The organism is Methylobacterium sp. Leaf87, from assembly GCF_001422775.1.
Taxonomy (GTDB): domain Bacteria; phylum Pseudomonadota; class Alphaproteobacteria; order Rhizobiales; family Beijerinckiaceae; genus Methylobacterium.
This window is the reverse complement of sequence record NZ_LMMI01000003.1, coordinates 109,752-131,950: the sequence shown is the minus strand read 5'-3', so window position 1 is coordinate 131,950 and position 22,199 is coordinate 109,752. Positions and strand designations below refer to the sequence as shown.

The following is a 22,199-nucleotide window of genomic DNA, read 5'->3' as shown; positions in this document are numbered from 1 at the left end:
TGCCTTCAGCCGGACGGCGCATGTTCCTGTTCACCACGCCCCCCGCCACCGCCCGCGACACCGGCTCCGCCCGGGATGCGGGCACGCGCGCGGTGTCGGGCACGGCCTCGGGCGCCGGTTCGGCCGTCGTCGAGGCGATCCGGGACGGGGCGCAGAGCTCCGGGGTGGGCTTCGACTACCTCCTGGCGACGGCCCAGCGCGAATCCGCCCTCAATCCCACGGCCAAGGCCGGGACCTCCTCGGCCACGGGCCTGTTCCAGTTCATCGAGCAGACCTGGCTCGGCACCATGAAGAACGCCGGGCCGAAGCTCGGCCTCCAGACCTACGCCGACGCCATCACGACGCGCCCCGACGGCACCTACACGGTGGCCGACCCGGACGCACGCCAGACCATCCTCGATCTGCGCCGCGACCCCAAGACCGCCGCGACCCTGGCGGGCGCCCTGACCCAGCGCAACGGCGAAGCCCTGACGGCGGCTTTGGGCCGCGAACCCACGGGGGGCGACCTCTACGCCGCCCACGTCCTCGGGGCCCGCGGGGCCGCCGCCCTCATCAACACCGCCCAGGCCAGCCCGGCCCGCGTCGCCGCCCTCGACATGCCGGAGGCGGCCGCCGCCAACCGCAACCTGTTCTACGACAAGACCGGTCGGGCACGGGGAGCCGCCGAACTCTACGCACTCCTGTCGACGGCCCGCACCACGGCGGGTCCCGTGGGCGCGTCTCCGGCCCAGGCGGGCGGATCGGCGCCTGCGAGCCCCATCGTGCTGCCCGAGGCTCCCACCGCCTACGCCTCCCTCGACGGGGGCCTGCGCTCCCTGTTCCAGACCGACAAGCGCCAGGGCGCCATCTCGGAGGGGGTGGCCAAGCTCTGGCAAGGCAGAGCAGCGTCGGAGCAGGGCCGGGCCGTCACCGACGGCCGACCCGCGCCGACCTACTTCCCGCGCTCGGACGGCACGGCGGACACCGTCCTGCCCGCGACTGCACCGGCGCCGACGGCGGCGGCGGCCCCCACGGCGGTCTCCGCCACCCAGGCGGAGCAGACCTCGACGCCCGCATCCGGCCCCGCCCTCGTGGACGCGCCGCTGCCGCCGCGGCGGCCGGCCGAGTTCACCACCGCCTCGGTCGCCCGGACCGGCGCCCCCCTCGATTCCTCCCTCTTCACCGCCCGGAGCGGCCCATGATCATCCGCCAGTTCCTCGCCCTGACGCAGCACGCCTCGGCCGCGCGCCGGGCGGAGGCGGCCGGCGCCCTGGTGCGGGCCACCCTGCACGGCGGCCTCGCCCCCGATACGGCGGGCGAGACCGAGGCCACGATCCTCGCGCTCCTCGACGATCCCGCCCCCATGGTGCGCCGGGCGCTGGCCGAAGCCTGCGCGGCGAGCGCCACCGCGCCGCGCTCCCTCGTGGTGGCCCTGGCCGGGGACCTGCCGGACATCGCCGGCATCGTCCTCAGGCGCTCCCCCGTCCTCACGGATGCCGACCTCGTCGACGGCGTCGCCATCGGCTGCGAGGCCACGCGCCGGGCCATCGCCGAGCGGCGCGACCTGTCGCACGCGGTGGCGGGCGCCATGGCGGAGATCGCCGGCCCCGTCGCCCTCACGGCCCTGGTGGGCAACCACAGCGCCGGCGTCACCACCGGAAGCCTCCTGCGCCTCGTCGCCCGCCACGGCGACGACGCGGCCTTGCGCGAGGCGGTGCTGGCGCGGCCCCACCTTCCCCTCGAAGTCCGCCAGGCCTGCACGGACCGGGTCGCCGAATCCCTGGCGCGCCTCGCCGTGGCGTCGGGCTGGCTGACGCCCGCCCGGGGCGAGCGGGCCGGCCGCGAGGCGCGCGAGCGCGCGACCCTGGCCTTCAGCGTCGGTGCCCACCCCATCGATCTCGCCCGCCTCGTCGCCCACCTGCGCCGGCACGGCCAGCTCAACGCCGGCCTGATCCTGCGGGCGATCCTGTCGGGCCACATGCCGTTCGCCGAGACGGCCCTCGCCGACCTCGCCGGCCTCCCGGCAGGACGGGTCGCGGGCCTCATGCACGAGGGGGCCAGCGCCGCCTACGCTGCCCTCCACCGCAAGGCCGGACTGCCCGAGCCCCTGCTGCCGGCCTTCTCCGCCGCCCTCTCGGCCTGGCGTGAGGCCGGCCGGGGCGAGACCGCCGCTCACGGCGCCGCCCTGTCGCGCCTCATGATCGAGCGGGCCCTCACCGCCTGCGAGAGCATGCCCTTCGCCGAGGCCCAGGGCGTGATGGCGCTGCTCGCCCGCTTCGAGGCGGAAGCGGCCCGCGACGCCGCGCGTACGCGGACCCGGACGATGACCGAGCGCGCGGCCCTGGCGCCCCCGGCGGCGACGGATTTCCCCGAGGCGCGGATCTTCGGCATGCCGGCGTTCGACGGGCTCCTCTCCGGCCCGCAGGATTTCGACACGACGGACGTCGACGCGCAGCCCCTCGACCTGCGGGCGGTCGAGTCGGAAATCCTCGACGCCGAGTGGCGCGAGGCGCAGCAGCAGGTCCCGCCCGTTCCGCAGCACGCGGCCGCCATGAGCCGGATGCTTCGGGAGACCGCCGAGATCACCGGCCACCGGGAGCCCCCCGCGGCCGCGGTCGACCCTTCGGAGACCACGCCGCGCCCGGAGACGCAGCCCACCTGGGGGAGGCCGACGGCCTCGGAGCAGCACGTGCCCCTGGACCTCGGGGACATGGCCCTCGCGGATTCGAACGACGCGGAATCGGAGCTTGGGGACTCGGAGCTTGGGGACTCGGAGCTTGCGGATCTGCCGGAGGCGCCCGAAGCCCCGGAGAGCCGCGAAGCCCCGCCGGCCGTGGAGCCCATCGCCGACGGCGAGGCCGACGCCGCGTCCGCCTCGACCGACATCCCGGACGCCGTCGCGACGGCCGACGCCGTCGCGGCCGAGGACACCCCCGTCGCATCTCGGAGCGATCCCGTCGGCCTCATCCTCGAAGCCCTGCCGCGCGCGATCCTGGCGCAGTTCCAAGAGGACCGGGCGGAAAAGCAGCGGGCGGCCGAGCGTGCGGACGAGGCCGCCCGCGCCGCGACCGTCGCGGATATCCTCGACACGATCCCGAACGCCCTGGTGGCGAGCTACCGCGCCGACCGGGAGCGCGTCCGCCTCGCGGCCTGAGGCGTCGGCCGACGTACCGGGGAACCGGCGCCTCGGCCGAACGGCAGACCGTCCGAGGCGTCAGCCGAACTGCTCGCGCAGGATCCGCTCGTCGAGGCTGTGGCCGGGGTCGTGCAGGAGCACGAGGTTGGTGGCGTGGTCGAGCCAAGTCTCCACGGTGGCGACCCGGCGAAACTCCGTGTGGTCGGCCACCGCCGCCACGGGCCGGTGCTCGGCGTCGAGCACCTCGATGAAGATGCGGGCGTGATCGGGCAGGAGGGCCCCGTGCCAGCGGCGCGGGCGGAAGGACGAGATCGGCGTCAGCGCCAGCAGGCGGGCGTTGAGGGGCAGGATCGGGCCGCCCACGGACAGGTTGTAGGCGGTGGAGCCGGCCGGCGTCGCCGCCAGAACCCCGTCGGCGATGAGTTCGGGCAGGCGCACGTGGCCGTCGACGGAGATCCGCAGCTTCGCCGTCTGATGGGTCTGGCGCAGCATGTAGACTTCGTTGAGAGCCCGCGCCCGGTGTCGGCGCCCCTCCGTGTCCACGGCCTCCATGAGCAGCGGATGGATGCGGCTGCGCTTGGTGTTCTCCAGCCGTTCGAGGAGGTCCTCCTCGCGGTACTCGTTCATGAGGAAGCCGACGGTGCCGCGGTTCATGCCGTAGATCGGCGTGCCGGCATCCATGAAGCGGTGGAGCGCCTGGAGCATGAGGCCGTCGCCGCCCAGCGCCACCACCACGTCCGCCTCCTCGGGCGGCACGTGGTCGTAGCGGCGCATCAGGGCGTCGGCCGCCTGGCGCGCATCCGGCGTCGGGCTCGCGATGAACGCGATCGTGTTGAAACGCCGCGACATGAACCCTCGTCCGCCCTGTTGACCCAACCACGCTCGGCGTCGCATCGCGCCACGGGACGCGCCGGTGGCCGGCACACCCGCCGCTGCGCGATCACGAGACCCATCGCTGGAGGACCCATAGCATGGAGCGTCCACTCCTCGTCTACACCACCTTCCCGGATGCCGAGATGGCGCTCGCCGTCGGCGAGGCCCTGGTGCGCCTGCGTTTGGCGGCCTGCGTCAACGTGCTGCCGGGGATGCGCTCGGTCTATGCCTGGAAGGGCGCGGTGGAGCGGGCCGACGAGGTGGTGGCCCTGATCAAGAGCCGCGAGGCCCTGGCCGAGCCGCTCAGTGCCGCCCTCAAGGAACGCCACCCCTACGAGACGCCGATCATCCTACATCTTCCGGTGGTGGGCGCCGACCCGGACACGGCGGCGTGGATCGCCGAAGAGACGGATCAGGCCCCGTTCAGCGGATAGCTCCGGCCCTTCCACACGGCGGCGCCGGCAGCCTTGCGACGCAGGAGCACGTTCCACTGGATCGCCAGGGCGACGGCGACGGCGACGGGATGCAGCGGGATCGTCACGAGGGGCTCGCGCATGGCGCGCGTGATCGCGGCGCGCGTGCCGAGGGAGAGCAGGAAGGCGACGAGCGCGAGGGCCGCCGCCCCGGGCGCGACGAAGCCGAAGCCGAACAGGACCAGCAGCAGCCCCGGCAGGATGTGGGCGGTGAACAGCAGCCCGGTCCAGACTGGCAAGGCGCGCGGCGTCGCCATGCCCTCGTGGGCGTTCTTCGAGAACCCAGCCCAGCACTCGCGCCAGGTCCGGTACATCCGGCAGGTGGCGAGCGCGTGCCCGGCCACGAGATCGGTGCGGTGGCCCGCCCCGCGCAAGGTGCGGGCCAGCAGCACGCCGTCGTGGAGGAAGCCCCGGATGGCGCCGTGCCCGCCGGTGGCGGCGTAGACCGCCCGGTCGACGAGGACGAGCTGGCCGCAGGCCGCCCCGAGGGACGCGCGGAGGGAGGCGCGCATCATCGGCACCGGCAGGTAGCCCACGAGGAGGAAGCCGATCATCGGCACCGTGAGCCATTCGCCGAGCGTCCCCATGCGCTGACGCGGCACCGCGCTGACGAGGGCGGACTCCGTGCGGACGGCGTAGGCGGCCAGCGCCGCCGCCGCCGCCGGCGCCAGGGTCACGTCGGCGTCGATGAACAGCAGGTGCGCCCCGCGTGCCGCCCCGGCCAGCACCGCGCAGGCGTGATTCTTCCCCGTCCAGCCCTCGGCCAGGGGCGGGATCGCCACGAGCCGCAGGCGCGGGTCGGTGGCGGCGATGTCGCGCACGATGGCGGCGGTAGCGTCGGTGGAATGGTCGTCGCCCACCAGCACCTCGATGGCGACGCCCATGCTGGCGAGCGCCGCCCGCACGGTGTGGGCGATGGTGGCGGCCTCGTCCCGGGCCGGGATGAGGATCGACACGCGGGGCGCTTCGTTGTCAGCGCCCGGCTGATGGGATTCAGACGTCGGCGATGGGGCGCCGTGAGCCGCGACCGCCCCCCTCTCCTGCAAGGAGAGGGCTGGGGTGAGGTGTGGGACATCTCCGGACAATCCACACACCTCACCCTGTCCCTCTCCTGGAAGGTGTGGGAACCCGTGGCTCCCACCCGACGCCGGAAGGCGAGCGGTGTCGGGCACCGGCGTGCGCAGGGCGAACAGGTTCACGGCGGTGAGAATAGCCGGCAGGAGGGCAAGCAGCACCGAAGCGATCGCGAGGGCGAGGATCACGGCGTGCGGTCTTTCTCGCGCAACAGATCTTCCTCGACGCGGTGGGCGGGCTCGAAGCGGCGCCCCGTCAGGGCCGCGCGCAAGCGCCGTCCCCAATCGTACACGCCCCCGACCCCCTTGGCGCCCGAGACGAGGGCGGTGAAGCGGGCGGGGTCACGGGCGATGACGTCGGCGGCGAGGCGGTCGAGGGTCGCCGTCAGCGCCTCCTCCATGCGGGCGAGGCGCTCGGGCCGGGGGAGGGACTGGAGGTCGCAAGCTCGGATCGGCGCGCCGAAGGCGGCGCAAGCCTCGGCGCCGCGCTCCTCCCAGAAGGCGTAATCGAGGGCGAGGGGCACGAACAGGGTGTCGGGTCCGAGTTCGGGCAGGCGGGCGACGCCGCCCCGGAGGTCCAGGGGCCGAGCGCGGACATCGGCGAAGCGCCCCTGTGCGGTGATCCACATCATCGCATCCGGCTGCGCCAGGATGTTTCGCGACGAGCGGAGGAACTGGGCCGCGCCGCGCGCCGAGTCGAGGTCCACCGGGAAGGCACCGATGCGGGCGAAGATCGCGTAGCGCGCCAGCATCCGGGCATCGAACGGCGCGTAGCTCGCGCGCTTCGGAAACAGCCGCCCGGCGAGCAGGATCACCACGGCGGCATCCCACCAGGCCGGGTGGTTGCAATAGACCACGACGGGCCCGGGATGGCCGGCGCAATCCGGCACGCCCCAGCGCGCGAGGCGCAGGGCGTTCATGTGGCGGCGCAGGAACCGGTCGAAATAACCGACCATGAACCGCCATACGAACCGCGAGCGGGCCGGGGCCGACACCGTCCGGTCCCTAAGCGCTCGCCCGGTTCCCTTCGAGGGACGCGATCGTCTGGGCATCGGTATCGTGGGCGTCGGCCGCGATCCAGCCCGACATCATCACCATGGGCATGCCGGGGCCGGGATGAGCCGCGCCGCCGGCGAGGTAGAGCCCCCGCACCTGCCGCGATCGGTTGCCGGGCTTGAACGCGCCCATGAACTTGCCGTGGGAGGCGAGGCCGTAGATCGCCCCGTTCAAGACCTTGTAGCGCTCGTGGATGTCCTGCGGCGTGAGGTGGCGCTCGACGACGATGCGCTCTTCCAGGTCCGGCATGCCGGCCGTGCGCTTCAGCTTGTCCAAAATCACCTGCCGGTAGGCCGGGAACATCTTCGACCAGTCGTGATGCGGCCGGAGGTAGGGCGTGTGGACGAGGACGTAGAGGGCCTCGCCGCCCTCCGGCGCCACGCTCGGATCGGTGGAGGAGGGGGCGGCGAGGTAGGCCGTCGGGTCCGGCGCCGGCTCGCCCTTGCGGTAGATGTAGTCGAACTCCTCCTCCGGGTTGCGGGAGAAGACGAAGTCGTGGTGGCTGAGGTGGTCGTAGCGCTTGTTCAACCCGAGGTAGAGCACCACGCCCGAGCAGGCCGGCTCGAAGGACTTCTTCTCGTAGGCCTTGCCGACGGCGCCGCCGACGAGCTCGCGGTAGGTCCGCACGCTGTCCATGTTGGAGATCACGGCGTCGAACGGCGTGGTGCCGGCGGCGGTCCGCACGCCCTTCACGGCGCCGTTCTCGATGGCGATGCCCGTGACCTCGTCGCCCGGCCGCAGGGTGGCGCCGAGCTCGCCGGCGAGCTTCGACAACGCCTCGGCCACCGCGCGGGTGCCGCCCATGGGGTACCACACGCCCTCCGCCGTCTGCATGTGGGCGATGGCGCAGAGCACCGCCGGCGCGCCGTAGGGCGACGAGCCGACATACTGTACGAAGTGGTCGAGCATCTGGGCGAGGCGCGCGTCCTTGACCTTGGACCGGATGGTGCCGGCCACCGAGGAGCCCATGCGCAGGGACAGCACGTCCCGCAGGGTTCCGGGGTTCATGTTGGCCCGGATGTCGATGGTGTCGAACAGGTCCTCCACCGCCTTCCAGAAGAAGAACTTGTTCGAGACGCCGTGCAGGTGCTCGGAGATCTCGATGAACTTCGTGTAGCCCTCCCCGGCGCCCGTGCCCGGGGCGAACCGGTCCATGGAGGCCGCCATGGTGGGCACGTCGGCCATGAGGTCGATCCGGGTGTCGTCGTCGAAGAAGCAGCGCCATTGCGGATCGAGGCGGCGCAGGTCGAGGTAGTCGCGGATGTCGCGCCCGGCCTCCTGGAAGATGCGCTCCAGCACCTTCGGTACCGTGAGGATGGTCGGTCCCATGTCGAACCGGAACCCGCCCTCGTGCAGCACCGCCGCCTTGCCGCCGAGCCACTCGTTCTTGTCGTAGAGCGTGACCGTGTGGCCGCGCGCCGCACTCACGCAGGCCGCCGCGAGGCCGCCCAACCCCGCGCCGACGACGGCGACCGAAGACCCAGCCCGCATGTTCACGTTACTCCCGGTGCGGACGAAAGCCGCTCTGTACGATCGAAGCTAGGCCGCCGGCGACGGGGGTCAACGCGTTACCCCGTCGCGGCGGCGTGGAGGCGCGACCGACGATCCGACGCTTGGCCCTGTCTTAGATTAGCCCTGTCACGGTAGAGGAGCGTAGGTGATGCGGCCGTCGGCCTCGATCTCCAGAACATGATTGATAAGATCGAGTCCATCGCTCAGGGCATCGAGCACGCGTCCGAAGAGTTCGATCTGTGCCCTGCGGTGGGTGTTCGGCACGATCACGATCAAGCCGTTGTGCAAGGATTGGCGCCCATAGAGACGCAGGAAATCCAAGCGGTTGTTGGTGACGAAGCAATAATCGCCCGCTTCGATCACGGGGATCAGGCTCCGATCCCGATACCCCGCGAGGCCCAGGTAGCTGACGTGATCGACGGAGTAACCGCATTCGCGGGCGACTGCCACGAGGGCGGTCGAGAGACATTCGTCGATCAGCAGTCGGATCACGCGCGGGCGGTGACCACCGCAGACTTCCAATCGGACCCGTATTGGACGGCGGCCCAGGCCTCGACAGCCGCGATCCCATCGGCCGGCAGGGCGGGATAATCGGCCCGGATCTCCAGGGGCGTGTGGCCGACGCGAAGATAGGCGGCGATGGTCTCGGCCGGAATACGCGTGCCCGCCAGCACGGGTGTTCCCCCGAGGATACGTTCATCCCTGACGATGTCCGTCAGCGCAGACTGGATCGATCGGAAGCGGGAATCGGCCATCGAAGGCTCCATCATCGTCGCGCACGATGTCACGTGTGCGCCACAACTTCAACGGGAGCCCCCCTCACGTCACCCGGCGCGACACCAACCCCACGGCCGCCACCAAACTCACCGCCGCGACCGCGATCATCACGCCCCAGGCGGGCAGGGCGGCGGAGACGCCTTCGCCGAGCGCGGTCTGGTAGGCCTCGATGGCCCAGGCGTTGGGGGTGAACCAGCCCGCCTGCTGCAGCCAGGGCGGCATGAGGAAGCGCGGGACCATGCTGCCGCCCACCGCCGACAGCAGCAGGACGCCGAAGGTCGAGGCGAGGTGCGCCTGCTGGCGGGTGGCGGCGGCGGCGCAGGCGGCCAGCGCCAGTCCGGCCGCCATGGCGGCGACGAGGAACGTGGTGACGAGCCACGCCCCCCAGTGGGGCTTCAGGTCGACGCCGTGCAGGAGGCTCGCGGCGGCGAAGATCAGCCCGGCCTGGAGCATGCCCTGGACGACCAGGAAGGCGAACTTGCCGAGCACGATGACGGCGAGGCCGCCGGGCGCCGCGGTGAGGCGGTCGGCGAGGCCGCCCTGGCGCTCCTCCACCAGGGACATCGCCCCCTGCATGGCGGCGAACAGCAGGAACACCGCCGCGATGGCGCCCGCGTAGTAGCTCACCCGGTCGTTGCCGCCGCCCGTGGCCGTGCTGCGCAGCTCCACTAGGGACGCGAAGGAGAACGGCTCCTTGCGGGCGCGCTGCTCGGCGAAGGCCTGGGTCAGGAAGGCGCGCTCGTCGGCGCCGATCTTGCCCGTCCGCTCCACGTCGGCGACGATCCGGGCCAGCACCACGTCCGGCAGGGCCGCGTTCAGCACCCGCTGGAACTGGCCGAGCGCGATGGGGGTGGCCAGCGCCCGTGCCGGGTTCTCGACGAGCACCACGGGCTGGTCGGCCGGGGCGGCGCCGGCCGGGGCGGCATCGAGGTCGCCGCGCAGGACCAGGGCGACGTCGACCTCGCCCCGGCGCACGGCGGCGGTGGCACCCGCGACGTCGCTGACGGACAGGCGGGCGATGCGAAGGGTCGGGTCGGCCTCCAGGGCCGTCGCGAGGCGCTCGGTGGTCGCCGTCCGGGCGAGGTCGACGAGACCGAGATGGATGCGGATGCGCTCGCCGATCGCGCCGGAGAAGATCGCGGCGAAGATCACGAAGATCACGGTCGGCAGCACGAAGGCCATGACCAGGGCGGCGCGGTCGCGCACGAGGCCGAGCAGCATCACCCGGAAGGCGGCGGCGATCATGACGCGACGCTCTCCTGGCGGCGAAGGCGGACGGGGTCGGCCGGGTCCCACAGGCCGAGGGCATCGCGGTAGACCGCCTCGAGGCCGGGCGCGCGGATGCGGATCTCGGCGACGGGGACGCCCTCGGCCCGCAGGGCGGCGAGCAGGGCGGCCGCGTCGAGGCGCGGGCCGGCGGCTTCGAGGCACTGGCCGGCGGCTTCGAGGCGCTGGCCGGCGGCTTCGAGGCGCGAGCCGGCGGCTTCGAGGCGCGAGCCGGCGGCTTCGAGGCGCGAGCCGGCGGCTTCGAGGCGCGAGCCGGCGCCCGGATGCGCCCGCCAGGTCAGGCCGGTGTCCACGGGGCCGAATCCGGCGCGCCGCAGGGCCGCTTCGGCGGGGCCCAGGGCGGGGCTGGACAACGCGATCTCGTGCTCGGGGGCGCCGTCGCGGAGGCGGCCCAGGAGGTCGGGCAGGGCGCCCTCGCGTACGATGCGGCCTTGCGCGAGGAAGGCCGCCCGGTCGGCGAGGCGCTCGGCCTCGGCGAAGTCGTGGGTGGCGACGAGGAGGGCGGCGCCCTCGCGGCGCAGGCGCTCCAGCACGGCGTGGATCGCCGCGCGGGCGTGGAGATCGACCCCCTGCGTCGGCTCGTCGAGGAGGACGAGGCGGGGCCGGGCCATGAGGCTCGCGGCGATGTTGACCCGGCGCTGGTAGCCCCCCGACAGCAGGCCGACGGGGCGCCCGGCGACGTCGGCGATGTCCGTGAGGTCGAGGGCCTCCGCCACGGCGGCGCGGCGCGCGGTCCGGCCGAGGCCGGCGAGGCGGGCGAACACGTCGAGGTTCTCCGCCACCGTGAGGCGGGGATAGAGGGCGATGTCCTGGGGCACCCAGCCGATGGCCCGGCGGGCCGCGTGGGTCGCGAACGGATCGCACCCGGCGATGCGCACGCTGCCGGCCTGCGGGGCGAGGCGCCCGGCGACGAGGCGCATGAGAGAGGTCTTGCCGGCCCCGTTGGGGCCGAGCAGCGCGACGGTGCGGCCGGCGCACAGGTCGAGGTCGACGCCGTCGAGGACGCGCCGGTCGCGGTAGTTCAGGGTGGCCCCCCGGACCACGACCAGGGGTGCGTCGGACGGCACGGGGGCGGTCAGCGGCGGGGCAGGGCGCGGACCAGGCGCAAGCGCAGGGCCAGCCCGGGCTCGCGCACGGCGATCTGGGCACGGGCGAAATCCGGCCGGGCCGTGCGCTCGGGCGCCCCGGAGAAGCCGTAGGGCTCGGTGGGCAGGCCGAGGCCGGTGCGGTCGAGGCGGCGGTCGCCGTTCAGGTCCTGGAACGCCGCCACCGCGTAGGCGCCGGGCGCCACACCCTCGAACACTACGCGCTGGCTCGCGGCCCGCACGGGCGCGTCCTGGCCGGTCCGGCACTCGGCCTCCGACAGGCCGCCCTGGCACAGGGCGACGTAGAGTGTGGAGGGCACGGGCTCGATCCCGTCCACGGTCACCTCGACGGTGGCCGCCCGGGCGGACCCGGCGATGAGGCAGAGGGCGAGGCAGGCGGCGCCCGCGATGAGATGCGTCACGCGGCGTCGCCGGAGGTGGCGAGCGGCGCCGTGTTCGGCACGCCGGCCGCTTCTGCGCCGACGCGGCCGGCCGACAACTCCTCGATGAGCAGGCGGGCGGTGATGCGCGCGCCCTCGTAGATCACCGGCAGGCCCGAGCCCGGATGGGTGCCGCCGCCGACGAGGTAGAGGCCGGGCCCGAAGCGGTTGTGCGGGCGGAAGTAGAGCATCTGCATCAGGTCGTGGGCGAGGTTGAAAGTGGCGCCTTCGTGGACGAAGAAGTCGTCGCGCCACTCCGTCGGGTCGACGATGCGCTCGTAGCGGATGCGCTCCTCGATGTCGCCGAGGCCGAGGATCTTCAAGCGGTCGAGGACGAGGCGGCGATAGGTCTGCCGCGTGGTCCCCCAGTCGATGTCGGCCTTGAGGTTCGGCACCGGCACGAGGACGTAGAGACTGGTGTGGCCGGGGGGCGCCATGCCGCCGTCGGTGAAGCCCGCATGCTGCACGTAGAGCGAGGGCTGCATCGGCAGGATGCCGCCGGTGATCTCACGGATGTTGCGGGCGTAATCCTCCGACAGCAGGATCGTGTGATGGCCGAGCGCCTCCGGCGCCGGGCCCTCGATCCCGAGATAGAGCATGAAGGTCGAGCACGAGAGGCGCGCCTTTTCGATCTTGGCGTCGCGCCAGCGCGGGCGGTGCGACTGGGGGACCAGATCTTGGATCACCTTGGCGAAATCGCCGTTGATCACCACCGCGTCGGCAGGGATCGTCTCCCCGCCGCAGACGACGCCGCAGGCCTTCTTGCCCTCGAACAGCACCCGGTCGACGCTGGCGCCGAGGCGGATGTCGACGCCCATGCGGCGCGCCAGCCCCGCCATGGCCTCCGAGACGGCGCCGCAGCCGCCGACGGGGTGATAGACGCCGTGCTCGTATTCGAGGAACGACAGGATGGTGAACAGGCTCGGGCACCGGAACGGCGACATGCCGAGGTATTTGGTCTGGAACGCGAAGGCGAGGCGCACGCGCGGATCGGCGAAGTAGCGCTGCAGGTCCTTGTCGACGCTGCGCCCCGGATGGAGGTGGGGCAGGGCGGCGATCATCGCCGGGGAGGCCATGCTGCGCAGGGTGTGGAACGCCTGTTCCAGCACCGGCTTGAAGAACTTCAGCTTGACCCGGTTGTCGGAGAAGAACTTGCGCACGTTCTTGGCGTCGTCCGGCGCGATGCGGGCGACCTCGGCCTCCAGGCGCGCCATGTCGTTGGTGGCCTGGATCGTGCCCGAGATCCCGCCATTCTCCTCGAAGACGAGGTGGTATTGCGGATCGAGACGTTCGAGCTTGACGTGGTCCTCCAGCCGCTCACCGCAGGACTCGAAGATGTCGGCGAGAATCTGTGGATAGAGGAAGAAGGTCGGTCCGATGTCGAAGCGGTACCCGCCCGGTGCCTCGACGGTCTTGGTCCGGCCGCCTACCGCCGGGTCCTTTTCGAGGAGCGTGACGTGGACGCCCGCCCGCGCCAGCAGCAGGGCCGTGGCGAGGCCGCCGGGACCGGCGCCGACGATGATGACCCGGCGTCCGGACAAAGTCCGCAAGCCATCCCGTGACTGCAGCAACGCTCACAACTCCCCATCGATCGCCTGGATCACGCCCCCTGGCCCGATCCGGCTTTACCACGCACACCGACCGGCACACGGGTGCAATCTTGAGCGTAGCGACCGGCAGGGCAAGAGCCACGGATTGTCGCGTGCCGGTGCGGGGGGTGATTCGGGGCTGCGCCCGTGGAAAATCGAGCGGAATGCCATCATCCCAACCGGTGCGCGGCGAGGTGGTGCAGGGCGAGCGCCCCGGCGGTGGCGACGTTGAGGGAATCGAAGCCGGGCGCCATGGCGATGCGGATGGTCCGGGCGCGGGCCATGAGCGCCTCGGGCAGGCCGGGGCCTTCCGTGCCGAGGAGCAGGAGGGCGCGGGGCGGCGGCGTCAGGTCGGACAGGGTCTCGCCCCCGGCGGGGCTGAGCGCCAGGGGCACGAGGCCGTGGTGGTGTGCGAAGGCCAGACAGGCGGCACCGTCGGGCAGGCGCCCGAACGGCACCGTGAGCGCCGCGCCGGCCGAGACCCGGATCGCCTTGCGGTAGAGGGGATCGCAGGTGTCGGCGTCGAGGAGCACCGCGTCGGCCCCGAAGGCGGCGGCGTTGCGGAACAGGCCGCCGACATTGTCGTGGTTGGTCAATCCGACGAGGCCGACGACGAGGGCCGGCGCCGGGGCGGGCGGCACCGCGAGGGCGCCCTCCAGGCCGCGCAGCCCCACCGCCAGAACGCCGCGATGGATCGGAAATCCCGTGATGGCGCTCATCACGGCCTTGTCGGCCACGTAGACCGGGACGGCATCGGGCAGAATGTCGGCCAAGCCCGACACCCGCTCCGGCGACAGCAGGATCGATTCCAGCGAGAACCGCGCCTTCTGCGAAACCATCACCCGAAGGGTGACGTCGCCCTCGACGATGAAGCGGCCCGCGCGCCCGACGAGATCGCGCTCGCGCATGGCCGTGTAGGGGGCGAGGCGCGCGTCGGTCGGGCTGTCGATGGGGATCGGGGTCACGGGCCGGGTCGGGGGTGCGGCCGGGTCAGGCGCTCGGCGGGCGGCCGCCCATGCGGATGGCCAAGGGGTCGGCCTCGGCCTTGGTCGGCACTTTCACCAGGGCCTCGCCGTCCAGCACGATCTCGCCGGCGACGGAGCAGGTGCATTTGAGCCGGGCGCGGCGGCGCTCGGGCACGAGTTCGGCCACCTCGACGGTGACCTGAACCGTGTCGCCGATCCGCACGGGCGCGCGAAAGTTCAGGGTCTGGCTGATGTAGATGGCGCCCGGCCCGGGCAGGCGGGTGCCGAGCACCGCCGAGATCAGGCCAGCGGTGTAGAGGCCGTGGGCGATGCGGGTGCCGAACGGCGTACGGGCGGCGAAGTGCTCGGACAGGTGGATCGGGTTGCGGTCGCCGGTGATCTCGGCGAAGCCCACCACGTCGGAGGACGAGATCTCCTTGTTGAGGGTCTCGGACAGGCCGACTTCGAGGTCCTCGAAGTACAGGACGCGCAGTTCTGGCATCATGGGCAGTTCCCCCGTCTCGTTCCGTTTGTGGCACGCATGCGTCGGCGGCACGTCCGGGGACGCGCGGCAGGTCACGCTCGCCTCGCACAGGCGCGCGGCCAAATCCAGTCTCGGACCGCCGCGCGGCCCGTATTCACCCGAACCGGTCGAGCCTTCACGGACACCGCGGCACGTGACGGAGACGACCCTGGGTCTGCCACGATGGCGCCGCACGGGTGGCTCTTCGTGCGCAAACTCTGCCGGACAGCGAACCGATCGACGAGGCCAGCATGGCGAAGCAGTTCCCCGCGATGGAGGACACGCATCAGCACTTCATCGCATCGCAGAAGATCTTCTTCACCGGCTCCGGGGCATTGGGCGCGCGCACCAACATCTCGCCCCGGCCGACCGAACACCTTCATGTGCTCGACCCGAACCATGTCGCCTATCTGGACCTGACCGGCAGCGGCAGCGAAACGGCCGCCCATGTGAGGGCCGACGGCCCGGTGACCCTCATGTTCTGCGCGTTCGACGGCCCGCCGTCGATTCTTCGGCTCTATGGAAAAGGCCGCGTCGCGTTCCGGGGGTCATCGGATTACGCGGAGTTTCTCGACCGCTTCTACGGAGGCGTGGAACCGCTCGGGGCCCGTCAGGTCGTGTCCCTCGCGATCGACCTCGTGCAGACGAGCTGCGGCTACGGCGTCCCGCTCTTCGCGTACGCGGGCGAACGCCCGGTTCTCGCGCGTTGGGCCGAGGCCAAGGGAGAAGCCGGGCTTCGTGCCTATCGCGCCGAGAAGAATGCAGTGAGCCTCGACGGCTTGCCGACGGGGTTTCGCGAACCCTGAGGCCTCTTCTCCGGAGGAGGAGGACGCCTGCGGCCCACGGGACCAGACCGACGTGTGCGCAGGCGGGATGGATGGACGCAGTGCGCCAGGGTACCGGGGAAGGAGCCGGGACAATTCGAAGGATTGACTTCACGCTTTCGTGATCCCCAGGGCCGAGGGTGTCGGGCATGACCGATTTCGACCCCTTCGCACCCCGGCATATCGGGTCGGCGCTCTCGGTGACGGGGCTCGTCGGCCTGATGGTGAGCGAAACGCCGAGGCCGGACATCCTCGTCATCGCCTGCGCCTGCCTCGCCGGCTCCCTCGTCGCCTTCACGGTCGCGGCGTGCCGTTCGCCGCAGCCGCGGCGCACCGGTCGAACGCGCAGGCCCGCTGCGCCGAGGCCCATCACGGTCGATTGGGAAGCCGCCCCGATGGGCTGGCCGGCGCCCGGGCGGCCGCAGGGCGCACCGGTCCATCCGGCCCTGTCGTCTCGCGTGCGGACCCTGACCCCCGTCCTGCCGAAGCCGGCCCCGCCGCCGACGCCGCCGGGGATCTCTCCCACCCATCGGCGCGCGCTGAAGGACGTGCGCAACCGGCGCATCGCGCGCGGCCCCTGATCGGTCGCGCCGATCTCCGGCCCGCCCCGGTCCCTTCCATGATTCGAGATCTCCCACGATTCGAGATCTCCCATGGTTGGAGGTCTCCCGTAGTTAGAAGTCTCCCGTAGTTAGAAGTCTCCGGGGGAAGGGCGGCCGCCCCCTCGACAGGGCGCGGCGCATCGGCGAAGAGGCGCAGGATGAGATGAGGCGCGCGGAGGCTCGGCCTCGTCCTGTCCCGAACGCCGACCGACGCCTTCGGGGACGATGCTTCAGGGATGGCCCCGTGACCGAATCTCCCGTCCCGATCGATCCGGCCGCGTGATGAAGCCCGCGCCCACCCCTGCGCTCCGTCCCGTCGTCGCCCGGGTGGCGGCCCTGAATCTCGGGTTCTTCGGCATCGAGATCGCCGTGGCGCTCGCCATCGGCTCCATCGCCCTCATCGCCGACAGCCTCGATTTTCTCGAGGACGCGGCCATCAACCTGCTGATCTTCGCCGGAATCGGCTGGAGCGTCCGCAACCGGGCCCGCCTCGGCATGGTGCTGGCCGGCATCCTGGTGATTCCGGGCCTCGCCACGGCCTACGCGGCCTACGAGAAGTTTTCAGACCTGACCCCGCCGGCGCCCCTGGCGCTGACCCTGACGGGGCTCGCGGCTCTGGGCGTCAACCTCGTCTGCGCGGCGATGCTGGCGCGCCACCGCGACGGCGGCGGCAGCCTGACCCGGGCGGCCTACCTTTCGGCCCGCAACGACGCCTACGCCAACCTCGCCATCATCGCCGCCGGCCTCGTCACCGCCCTGACCCTGTCCCCCTGGCCCGACCTCGTCGCCGCCGCCGGCATCGCCGTCCTCAACGCGGATTCGGCCGGGGACATCCTCCGGGCGGCCCGCGCGGAATGGCGCGCGGCCAAAACGGTGGCTTGAGGCAGAACGGTCGCTCACGGGCGGTCGCGTGAAGACGGCTTCCTGAAAGTCCGAGGCTCCAGAACTCCATGCGCGTCTTTCCGATCTCGGATCTCCACCTCGAGCGTCGCCGCCTCGACGTGATCCCCCTGCCGCGCCCCGCCTTCGATGTCCTCGCCTGCGCCGGCGACCTGTGGGAGGGCCATCCCGAGCGGGGGCTGGCGGCCGTGGTGGCCCTGGCGCAGGGCCGGCCCATCGTGCTGGTGCCCGGCAACCACGAGCGCTACGCCCCCACGGGCGACGGTCGCACGGCGCCCCAGCTCCTCGCCGCCCTGGAGGCCGAGGTCGCGCGCCTGAACGAGGCGGGGCACACGATCCACCTGCTCCAGGGGGGCGCGTCCGTGATCCTCGACGGGGTGCGCTTCACCGGCACCACCCTGTGGACCGACTGGCGCCTCGCCGGGCGCTGGTGCGACGCCGGGACGCCGGACCGGCCAGCCGACCCCGTCGCCTACGCCGCCGCGCGCATGACCGACCCCGTCACCGGGTCCCGCGAGTTCCGCGGCGCCATCCGCAACGGCGACGGCTCGGTGTGGTCGCCGCGGGACGCCATGGCGGCGCATGAGCGCGAGCGGGCGGGGCTCGTCGCGGCCCTGTCGGTGCCGCATGACGGGCCGAGCGTGTGCGTGACCCACCACCCGGCCGGCACGGCGGCGGTGGATGCGTTTCGCGGGGCGCCCGGCGTGCCGTGGTGGCTGCCGGCCTTCTACGCCACCACGGTGCTGGACGACCTACCCGACGCCGCACGCCCGGATGTGTGGATCTCGGGTCATTTCCACGCAGGCCACGATCTCAGGGTCGGGCGCACCCGTTGGGTCGCCAACCCGGTCGAGGGCGCCACGTTCTCGCCCGACACGATCCTGGAAATCGGCTGCCCCGGAGATCGGCTGAAACCGGGGCGCGGCGCCGCGCGTACCCGATGATGCGTCTGTCAGCCGGAGCCCGCCCGTGAACGCCTTCATCGCCGTCGTCCTCGTCTGCGCCAACGGCATCCCCATCGAGGGCTGCACCGACGACAGGGCGAGCGAGGTCCGCAAGGTCCGCGTCGCCAACGAGCTCGGCTGCACCAACGGCTGGCAGGAGATCATCGCCCGCACGGATCTTCGCGACGAAGTCGGGAAGACCGCCTACCTCAAGACCGAGTGCCGCCGGGTGAAGGCGGAGCGGTGAGACGCGCGCCCTACTTGTCGTGCTTGATATAGGCGAAGCGCGGGTCCGTCGGGGTGCCCTCGAGGGCGCCGCCCTCCGTGCCGGGCTGCCAGCCGACCACCTCCTCGATCTTGCGCGCCAGGGCGAAGTCCTTCTCGGTCACGCCCTTGGCGGCGTGGTTGGTCAGGCGCACCTCGACCCAGGCGTAGGAGGCCGTGAGGTCGGGATGGTGCCAGGCGGCCTCGGCGAGGTGCCCCACGGTGTTGATGACCATGAGCGTGCTCTTCCAGCTCGCGGTCTTGTAGGTGCGCTTGATCCAGCCGTCCTCGAGGCGCCAGGCCGGCAGCTCGCCGGCGAGGCGGGCCTCGATGGTGGCGTCGTCGAGGACGGGTTCGCGCGGTTCGGCCATGGTGGATCCTCCCGTGGCCCGGCGTCGGCCGGGCGCCTGGCGGCGACCCTGCGACGGGCGGGGCGCAGGTGCAAGGACGTCCGCGCGAGGACACCTGCACAAGGACGCCCGTGCAAGGACGCCCGCGCAAACGCGCGGGCCGTTTCGCCTCAGCGCCGGCGCGGGCGCGCCGGTGGACGGCCGAACCGGGACATCCTATTGAGACTCTCAACAGAATAAGGGAGGGACCGCCGATGCTGTCACGGCGCGGATTGCTCGCGACGGCGGCATTGCTGCCCCTGGCCGCTCGCCCGGCCCGGGCCGCGCCCCCCAGGGTTTCCGTGGGCAGCCTGCCCTTCGGCACGGTGTCGTGGGAGGCCGCCGTGATCAAGGCCCGCGGCCTGGACACGGCCAACGGCTTCACCCTCGACGTGGTCAAGCTCGCCGGCAACGATGCCGCCCGCATCGCCTTCCAGGGCGGTCAGGTCGACACCATCGTGGGCGACCTGCTGTGGGCGGCCCGCCTCGGCAACGAGGGCCGCGCCATGCGGTTCTTTCCCTATTCCACCACCGAGGGGTCCCTGATGGTGCCGGGCAAGAGTCCCATCGCCACCCTCAAGGACCTCAAGGGCAAGCGCATCGGCGTCGCCGGCGGGCCGCTCGACAAGAACTGGCTCCTCCTCAAGGCCCAGGCCCGCGACACCGCCGGCCTCGACCTCGAGACCGAGGCCACCATCGCGTTCGGCGCGCCGCCGCTCCTGGCGCTCAAGCTCGAGCAGGGCGAACTCGACGCCGGCCTCCTGTACTGGACCTATTGCGCGCGCCTGGAGCCGAAGGGCTTCCGGCGCATCATCGGCTCCGACGACATCATGCGGGCCTTCGGCGCTACGGGCTCCATGGCGCTGATCGGCTACCTCCTGGCGGGCGAGACCGTCTCGGCCAAGCCCGAGGCGGTGGCGGGCTTCACCCGCGCCTCGAAGGCGGCCAAGGACATGCTCGCCCAGGACGCCTCGGCGTGGGACGTGGTCCGCCCCCTCATGGCGGCCGAGGACGAGGCGACCTTCGAGGCCCTGAAGCGCGACTTCCTCGCCGGCATCCCGCGCCGGGCGCTCACCGCCGAACGCGCCGACGGCGAACGTCTCTACGGCGTCCTGGCCCGGCTCGGGGGCGAGCGCCTCGTCGGCGCCGGCACCACCCTGCCGCCGGACCTGTACTACGACGGCACGGCGAATGGCTGACGCACGCGACCGCGGGCCGGAGCCGCTCTGCGCCTCTCTGAGCCGGTTCGCTTCGGCGCCCCGACGCGAACCGACTCGGGTTCTCGACGCAGAACCGGTGCCCACTCCCGCGAAGCCTGCATAGCACGATGAGATTCTAGCGACATGGGGACCGCCACCCGCCTCGTCTCGGTCCTCGTCCTGCTGGCCGGGTGGCAGGCGGCCGCCGTCGCGGCCGGCTCGCGGCTGCTGCCGGCGCCCCTCGCGATCCTGAGCTTCATCCAGAGCGAATCCGCCTCTGGCGACCTGTGGTCCAACGTCGGCATCACCCTCGCGCGGGTCGGGATCTCCTTCGTGCTCGCCATGGTGCTGGGCGTGCTGCTCGGCATCGCGCTGGGGCGGTCGCGGCGCCTCAACCTCGTCCTCGACACGCCGCTCCTCATCCTCCTCAACACCCCGGCGCTCGTCATCACCGTGCTGGCCTACATCTGGGTCGGCCTCAACGAGGGCGCGGCGGTGCTGGCCGTGGTGCTCAACAAGCTGCCGAACGTCGCCGTGATCCTGCGCGAGGGCGCGCGCGGCCTCGATCCGCAACTGGAGGAGATGGCTCGGACCTACCGGTTCGACCGGCGCACCTGGATCGCCCACGTGCTGGTGCCCCAACTCCAGCCCTTCGTGGTGGCGGCCGCCCGCTCCGGTCTGTCGCTGGCCTGGAAGATCGTCCTGGTGATCGAGCTGCTGGGACGGCCCAACGGGGTCGGCTTCGCCATCAACTACTACTTCGTCCAGAGCCTGAACGTGGCCGCCATCGTCGGCTACAGCATCGTGTTCATGAGCGTGATGATCGCCATCGACATTCTCGTCCTCCAGCGCCTCGAAGCCCATGTCCGACGCTGGCGCTGAGCCCATGTCCGCCGGCGGCGCCTGGCCCATGTCCGCCGGCGGCGCCGGGCCCGCGGCCCTCACCGTCGACATCCGCTCCAAGATCTACGGCGCCGGCGGCCCCGAGCCCGTCGAGGCGGTGCGGGACTTGGGCTTCTCCCTTCACGCGCGCGAGATCACCTGCCTCATCGGCCCCTCGGGGGCGGGCAAGACCACGACCCTGCGCATCCTGCTCGGCCTCGACACCGCCTACGACGGCAGCGTGACGCCCGACCCGGAGACCGCCGGCATCGCCATGGTGTTCCAGGAGCCGCGCCTGCTGCCCTGGCGCACCGTCGAGCAGAACGTGCGCCTCGCCCTGCCGCGCACCGCGCGCGGCCGCGATCTCGATGCCCTGTTCGAGTCCCTCGGCCTGACCCCGTGGCGGCGTCGCTATCCCGGCGCCCTGTCCCTCGGCATGGCCCGGCGCGTCGCCCTGGCGCGGGCCTTGGCCCAGAGCCCGCGCATCCTCGTCCTCGACGAACCGTTCGTGTCCCTCGACGACGCCTCGGCGGCGGCCCTGCGCGGCCTGGTCGTCGACAGCGTCACCGGAACCGGCATGGGAGTCCTGATGGTGACCCACAACGTCGCCGAGGCCATCGCCATCGCCGACCGGCTCGTTCTGGTGTCGGCTCGACCGGCGCGCCGCGTCGCCACCGTGGCCCTGGACCTCCCGCGCGAAGCCCGCGACCGGCCCTGGGCGGACGCGACCCGGGCCGATCTCGCCGGTCGCTACCCCGGCATCATCGCCGTCTGAGCCGACAAGGGGCCCGCGGAGGCGTCGGCGTCCCCGGAAAAGCCGCCGCGCCTCCGATGCGGCGAGACAACGCATCGCCCCTGGACGTGACGGGCCGCGCAGGTTCCGCGGCTTTCCACCGATACGGCGGCCGGAATGCCACCCTGCACTATCCTGCATGGCCCCGGGACTACCGGCGGCGTCCGACCGAAGCCGAGGGCGCGTTCGGTCCGGATCCAGCCTGAATCGAGGACCACGCATGCATTCCGCATGTCCGCATGCGTTTCGCGCATAAGATCCCGTCCGCCCTATAAAAAGCTTTGGTAACAAGATCGCTGTTTTTGCACCGCAACATCGGTTGCGCCGCAGCATTAGGGGTCGATTCACCAAGGTCGGGGCCTTACGACCTTTGGCCTAGCCTCAGGAAACCCTCACAAAGCGAGTTGACGGCCCCGGAATTTTTCTTAGAGTTCATTCAAGCTTCGGTTTCGAGGGGCGCCGCAAAGGGATAGCGGCCCTCGGCCAGGAGGATCGACCCGGGACCTCATGGTTCGGTTCGGCCCTCCGCCCGCTACGGAAGCGTTATCTGTCCCTGTCGCAAACAGCAGGTCGCATCGAAAACTCGCGCATCTCCGGATCTGCGAACGCTCGGTGTCAAGACTTGTCGGAGGAA

General features: G+C 72.1%; 24 protein-coding genes. 11 read left to right on the top strand and 13 right to left on the bottom strand.

The window, feature by feature from the left end:
* The first annotated feature begins 20 nt into the window (after positions 1 to 20).
* Positions 21 to 1,181, top strand: a complete 1,161-nt coding sequence (locus ASF22_RS03510; RefSeq protein WP_056261489.1) for a transglycosylase SLT domain-containing protein — start codon at positions 21 to 23, stop codon at positions 1,179 to 1,181.
* Positions 1,178 to 3,133, top strand: a complete 1,956-nt coding sequence (locus tag ASF22_RS24480; protein WP_200927082.1) for a DUF2336 domain-containing protein — start codon at positions 1,178 to 1,180, stop codon at positions 3,131 to 3,133. Before ASF22_RS03510 ends, ASF22_RS24480 begins: the two co-directional genes overlap by 4 nt.
* Before the next feature lie 60 nt (positions 3,134 to 3,193).
* On the opposite strand, the gene ASF22_RS03500 is transcribed toward ASF22_RS24480, so the two are convergent.
* Complete coding sequence (locus tag ASF22_RS03500) at positions 3,194 to 3,964, bottom strand: NAD kinase (protein WP_056261485.1); 771 nt, start codon at positions 3,962 to 3,964, stop codon at positions 3,194 to 3,196.
* Between the two features lie 122 nt (positions 3,965 to 4,086).
* Here ASF22_RS03500 and cutA point away from each other — a divergent pair, with 122 nt between their 5' ends.
* Positions 4,087 to 4,422: a divalent-cation tolerance protein CutA gene (gene cutA / locus ASF22_RS03495; protein WP_056175303.1), complete on the top strand. Its 336-nt coding sequence runs from the start codon at positions 4,087 to 4,089 to the stop codon at positions 4,420 to 4,422.
* Here cutA and ASF22_RS03490 read toward each other — a convergent pair.
* From ASF22_RS03490 to croR, 11 genes are all read right to left on the bottom strand, one after another.
* Positions 4,401 to 5,507 carry a glycosyltransferase gene (locus ASF22_RS03490; RefSeq protein WP_082483501.1) on the bottom strand — a complete coding sequence of 369 codons (1,107 nt, stop codon included), beginning with the start codon at positions 5,505 to 5,507 and terminating at the stop codon, positions 4,401 to 4,403. The genes cutA and ASF22_RS03490 overlap by 22 nt on opposite strands.
* Positions 5,508 to 5,719: 212 nt before the next feature.
* Entirely contained in the window at positions 5,720 to 6,490 is a 771-nt protein-coding gene (locus ASF22_RS03485) for a lysophospholipid acyltransferase family protein (RefSeq protein WP_056175662.1), read from the bottom strand.
* A 49-nt stretch (positions 6,491 to 6,539) separates the two neighbouring features.
* Positions 6,540 to 8,081 carry a phytoene desaturase family protein gene (gene crtI / locus ASF22_RS03480; RefSeq protein ID WP_056261643.1) on the bottom strand — a complete coding sequence of 514 codons (1,542 nt, stop codon included), beginning with the start codon at positions 8,079 to 8,081 and terminating at the stop codon, positions 6,540 to 6,542.
* Positions 8,082 to 8,228: 147 nt separating this feature from the next.
* On the bottom strand, positions 8,229 to 8,594 hold the full coding sequence (locus ASF22_RS03475; RefSeq protein ID WP_244474191.1) for a DUF5615 family PIN-like protein: 366 nt from the start codon (positions 8,592 to 8,594) through the stop codon (positions 8,229 to 8,231).
* Complete coding sequence (locus tag ASF22_RS03470; protein ID WP_056261480.1) at positions 8,591 to 8,857, bottom strand: DUF433 domain-containing protein; 267 nt, start codon at positions 8,855 to 8,857, stop codon at positions 8,591 to 8,593. The genes ASF22_RS03475 and ASF22_RS03470 overlap by 4 nt, the downstream gene beginning before the upstream one ends.
* 64 nt (positions 8,858 to 8,921) lie before the next feature.
* The gene (locus ASF22_RS03465; protein WP_056261477.1) at positions 8,922 to 10,124 is read right to left on the bottom strand and encodes an ABC transporter permease; all 1,203 of its coding nucleotides are present in this window, start codon (positions 10,122 to 10,124) and stop codon (positions 8,922 to 8,924) included.
* A complete protein-coding gene (locus ASF22_RS03460) occupies positions 10,121 to 11,233 on the bottom strand; it encodes an ABC transporter ATP-binding protein (protein WP_056261473.1) in 1,113 nt (370 codons plus the stop codon). Before ASF22_RS03460 ends, ASF22_RS03465 begins: the two co-directional genes overlap by 4 nt.
* Before the next feature lie 8 nt (positions 11,234 to 11,241).
* Complete coding sequence (locus ASF22_RS03455) at positions 11,242 to 11,673, bottom strand: DUF2141 domain-containing protein (RefSeq protein ID WP_056261467.1); 432 nt, start codon at positions 11,671 to 11,673, stop codon at positions 11,242 to 11,244.
* Positions 11,670 to 13,262, bottom strand: a complete 1,593-nt coding sequence (gene crtI, locus ASF22_RS03450; RefSeq protein WP_056261464.1) for a phytoene desaturase family protein — start codon at positions 13,260 to 13,262, stop codon at positions 11,670 to 11,672. The genes ASF22_RS03455 and crtI (ASF22_RS03450) overlap by 4 nt, the downstream gene beginning before the upstream one ends.
* 188 nt (positions 13,263 to 13,450) lie before the next feature.
* Positions 13,451 to 14,188: an RNA methyltransferase gene (locus ASF22_RS03445; RefSeq protein ID WP_056261630.1), complete on the bottom strand. Its 738-nt coding sequence runs from the start codon at positions 14,186 to 14,188 to the stop codon at positions 13,451 to 13,453.
* A gap of 82 nt (positions 14,189 to 14,270) precedes the next feature.
* Complete coding sequence (gene croR / locus ASF22_RS03440; RefSeq protein WP_056175651.1) at positions 14,271 to 14,750, bottom strand: 3-hydroxybutyryl-CoA dehydratase; 480 nt, start codon at positions 14,748 to 14,750, stop codon at positions 14,271 to 14,273.
* A 269-nt stretch (positions 14,751 to 15,019) separates the two neighbouring features.
* Between croR and ASF22_RS03435 the strand changes: the two genes are divergently transcribed.
* From ASF22_RS03435 to ASF22_RS03415, 5 genes are all read left to right on the top strand, one after another.
* A complete protein-coding gene (locus tag ASF22_RS03435) occupies positions 15,020 to 15,574 on the top strand; it encodes a hypothetical protein (RefSeq protein WP_056261461.1) in 555 nt (184 codons plus the stop codon).
* A 167-nt stretch (positions 15,575 to 15,741) separates the two neighbouring features.
* On the top strand, positions 15,742 to 16,173 hold the full coding sequence (locus tag ASF22_RS03430) for a hypothetical protein (protein ID WP_056261459.1): 432 nt from the start codon (positions 15,742 to 15,744) through the stop codon (positions 16,171 to 16,173).
* A gap of 300 nt (positions 16,174 to 16,473) precedes the next feature.
* Complete coding sequence (locus ASF22_RS03425; RefSeq protein ID WP_056175282.1) at positions 16,474 to 17,076, top strand: cation transporter; 603 nt, start codon at positions 16,474 to 16,476, stop codon at positions 17,074 to 17,076.
* Positions 17,077 to 17,144: 68 nt separating this feature from the next.
* On the top strand, positions 17,145 to 18,038 hold the full coding sequence (locus tag ASF22_RS03420) for a metallophosphoesterase (RefSeq protein WP_056261456.1): 894 nt from the start codon (positions 17,145 to 17,147) through the stop codon (positions 18,036 to 18,038).
* A gap of 25 nt (positions 18,039 to 18,063) precedes the next feature.
* A complete protein-coding gene (locus ASF22_RS03415) occupies positions 18,064 to 18,285 on the top strand; it encodes a hypothetical protein (RefSeq protein ID WP_056175276.1) in 222 nt (73 codons plus the stop codon).
* 10 nt (positions 18,286 to 18,295) lie between these two features.
* Here ASF22_RS03415 and ASF22_RS03410 read toward each other — a convergent pair whose 3' ends face one another.
* Positions 18,296 to 18,673: a 4a-hydroxytetrahydrobiopterin dehydratase gene (locus ASF22_RS03410; protein ID WP_056175274.1), complete on the bottom strand. Its 378-nt coding sequence runs from the start codon at positions 18,671 to 18,673 to the stop codon at positions 18,296 to 18,298.
* 233 nt (positions 18,674 to 18,906) lie between these two features.
* Here ASF22_RS03410 and ASF22_RS03405 point away from each other — a divergent pair, with 233 nt between their 5' ends.
* From ASF22_RS03405 to ASF22_RS03395, 3 genes are all read left to right on the top strand, one after another.
* Positions 18,907 to 19,890, top strand: coding sequence for an ABC transporter substrate-binding protein (locus ASF22_RS03405; RefSeq protein WP_056261452.1), 984 nt, complete (start codon positions 18,907 to 18,909; stop codon positions 19,888 to 19,890).
* A gap of 144 nt (positions 19,891 to 20,034) precedes the next feature.
* A complete protein-coding gene (locus ASF22_RS03400) occupies positions 20,035 to 20,772 on the top strand; it encodes an ABC transporter permease subunit (RefSeq protein ID WP_056175267.1) in 738 nt (245 codons plus the stop codon).
* A 28-nt stretch (positions 20,773 to 20,800) separates the two neighbouring features.
* Positions 20,801 to 21,547 carry an ATP-binding cassette domain-containing protein gene (locus ASF22_RS03395; RefSeq protein ID WP_056261627.1) on the top strand — a complete coding sequence of 249 codons (747 nt, stop codon included), beginning with the start codon at positions 20,801 to 20,803 and terminating at the stop codon, positions 21,545 to 21,547.
* The last annotated feature ends 652 nt before the right edge of the window (positions 21,548 to 22,199 follow it).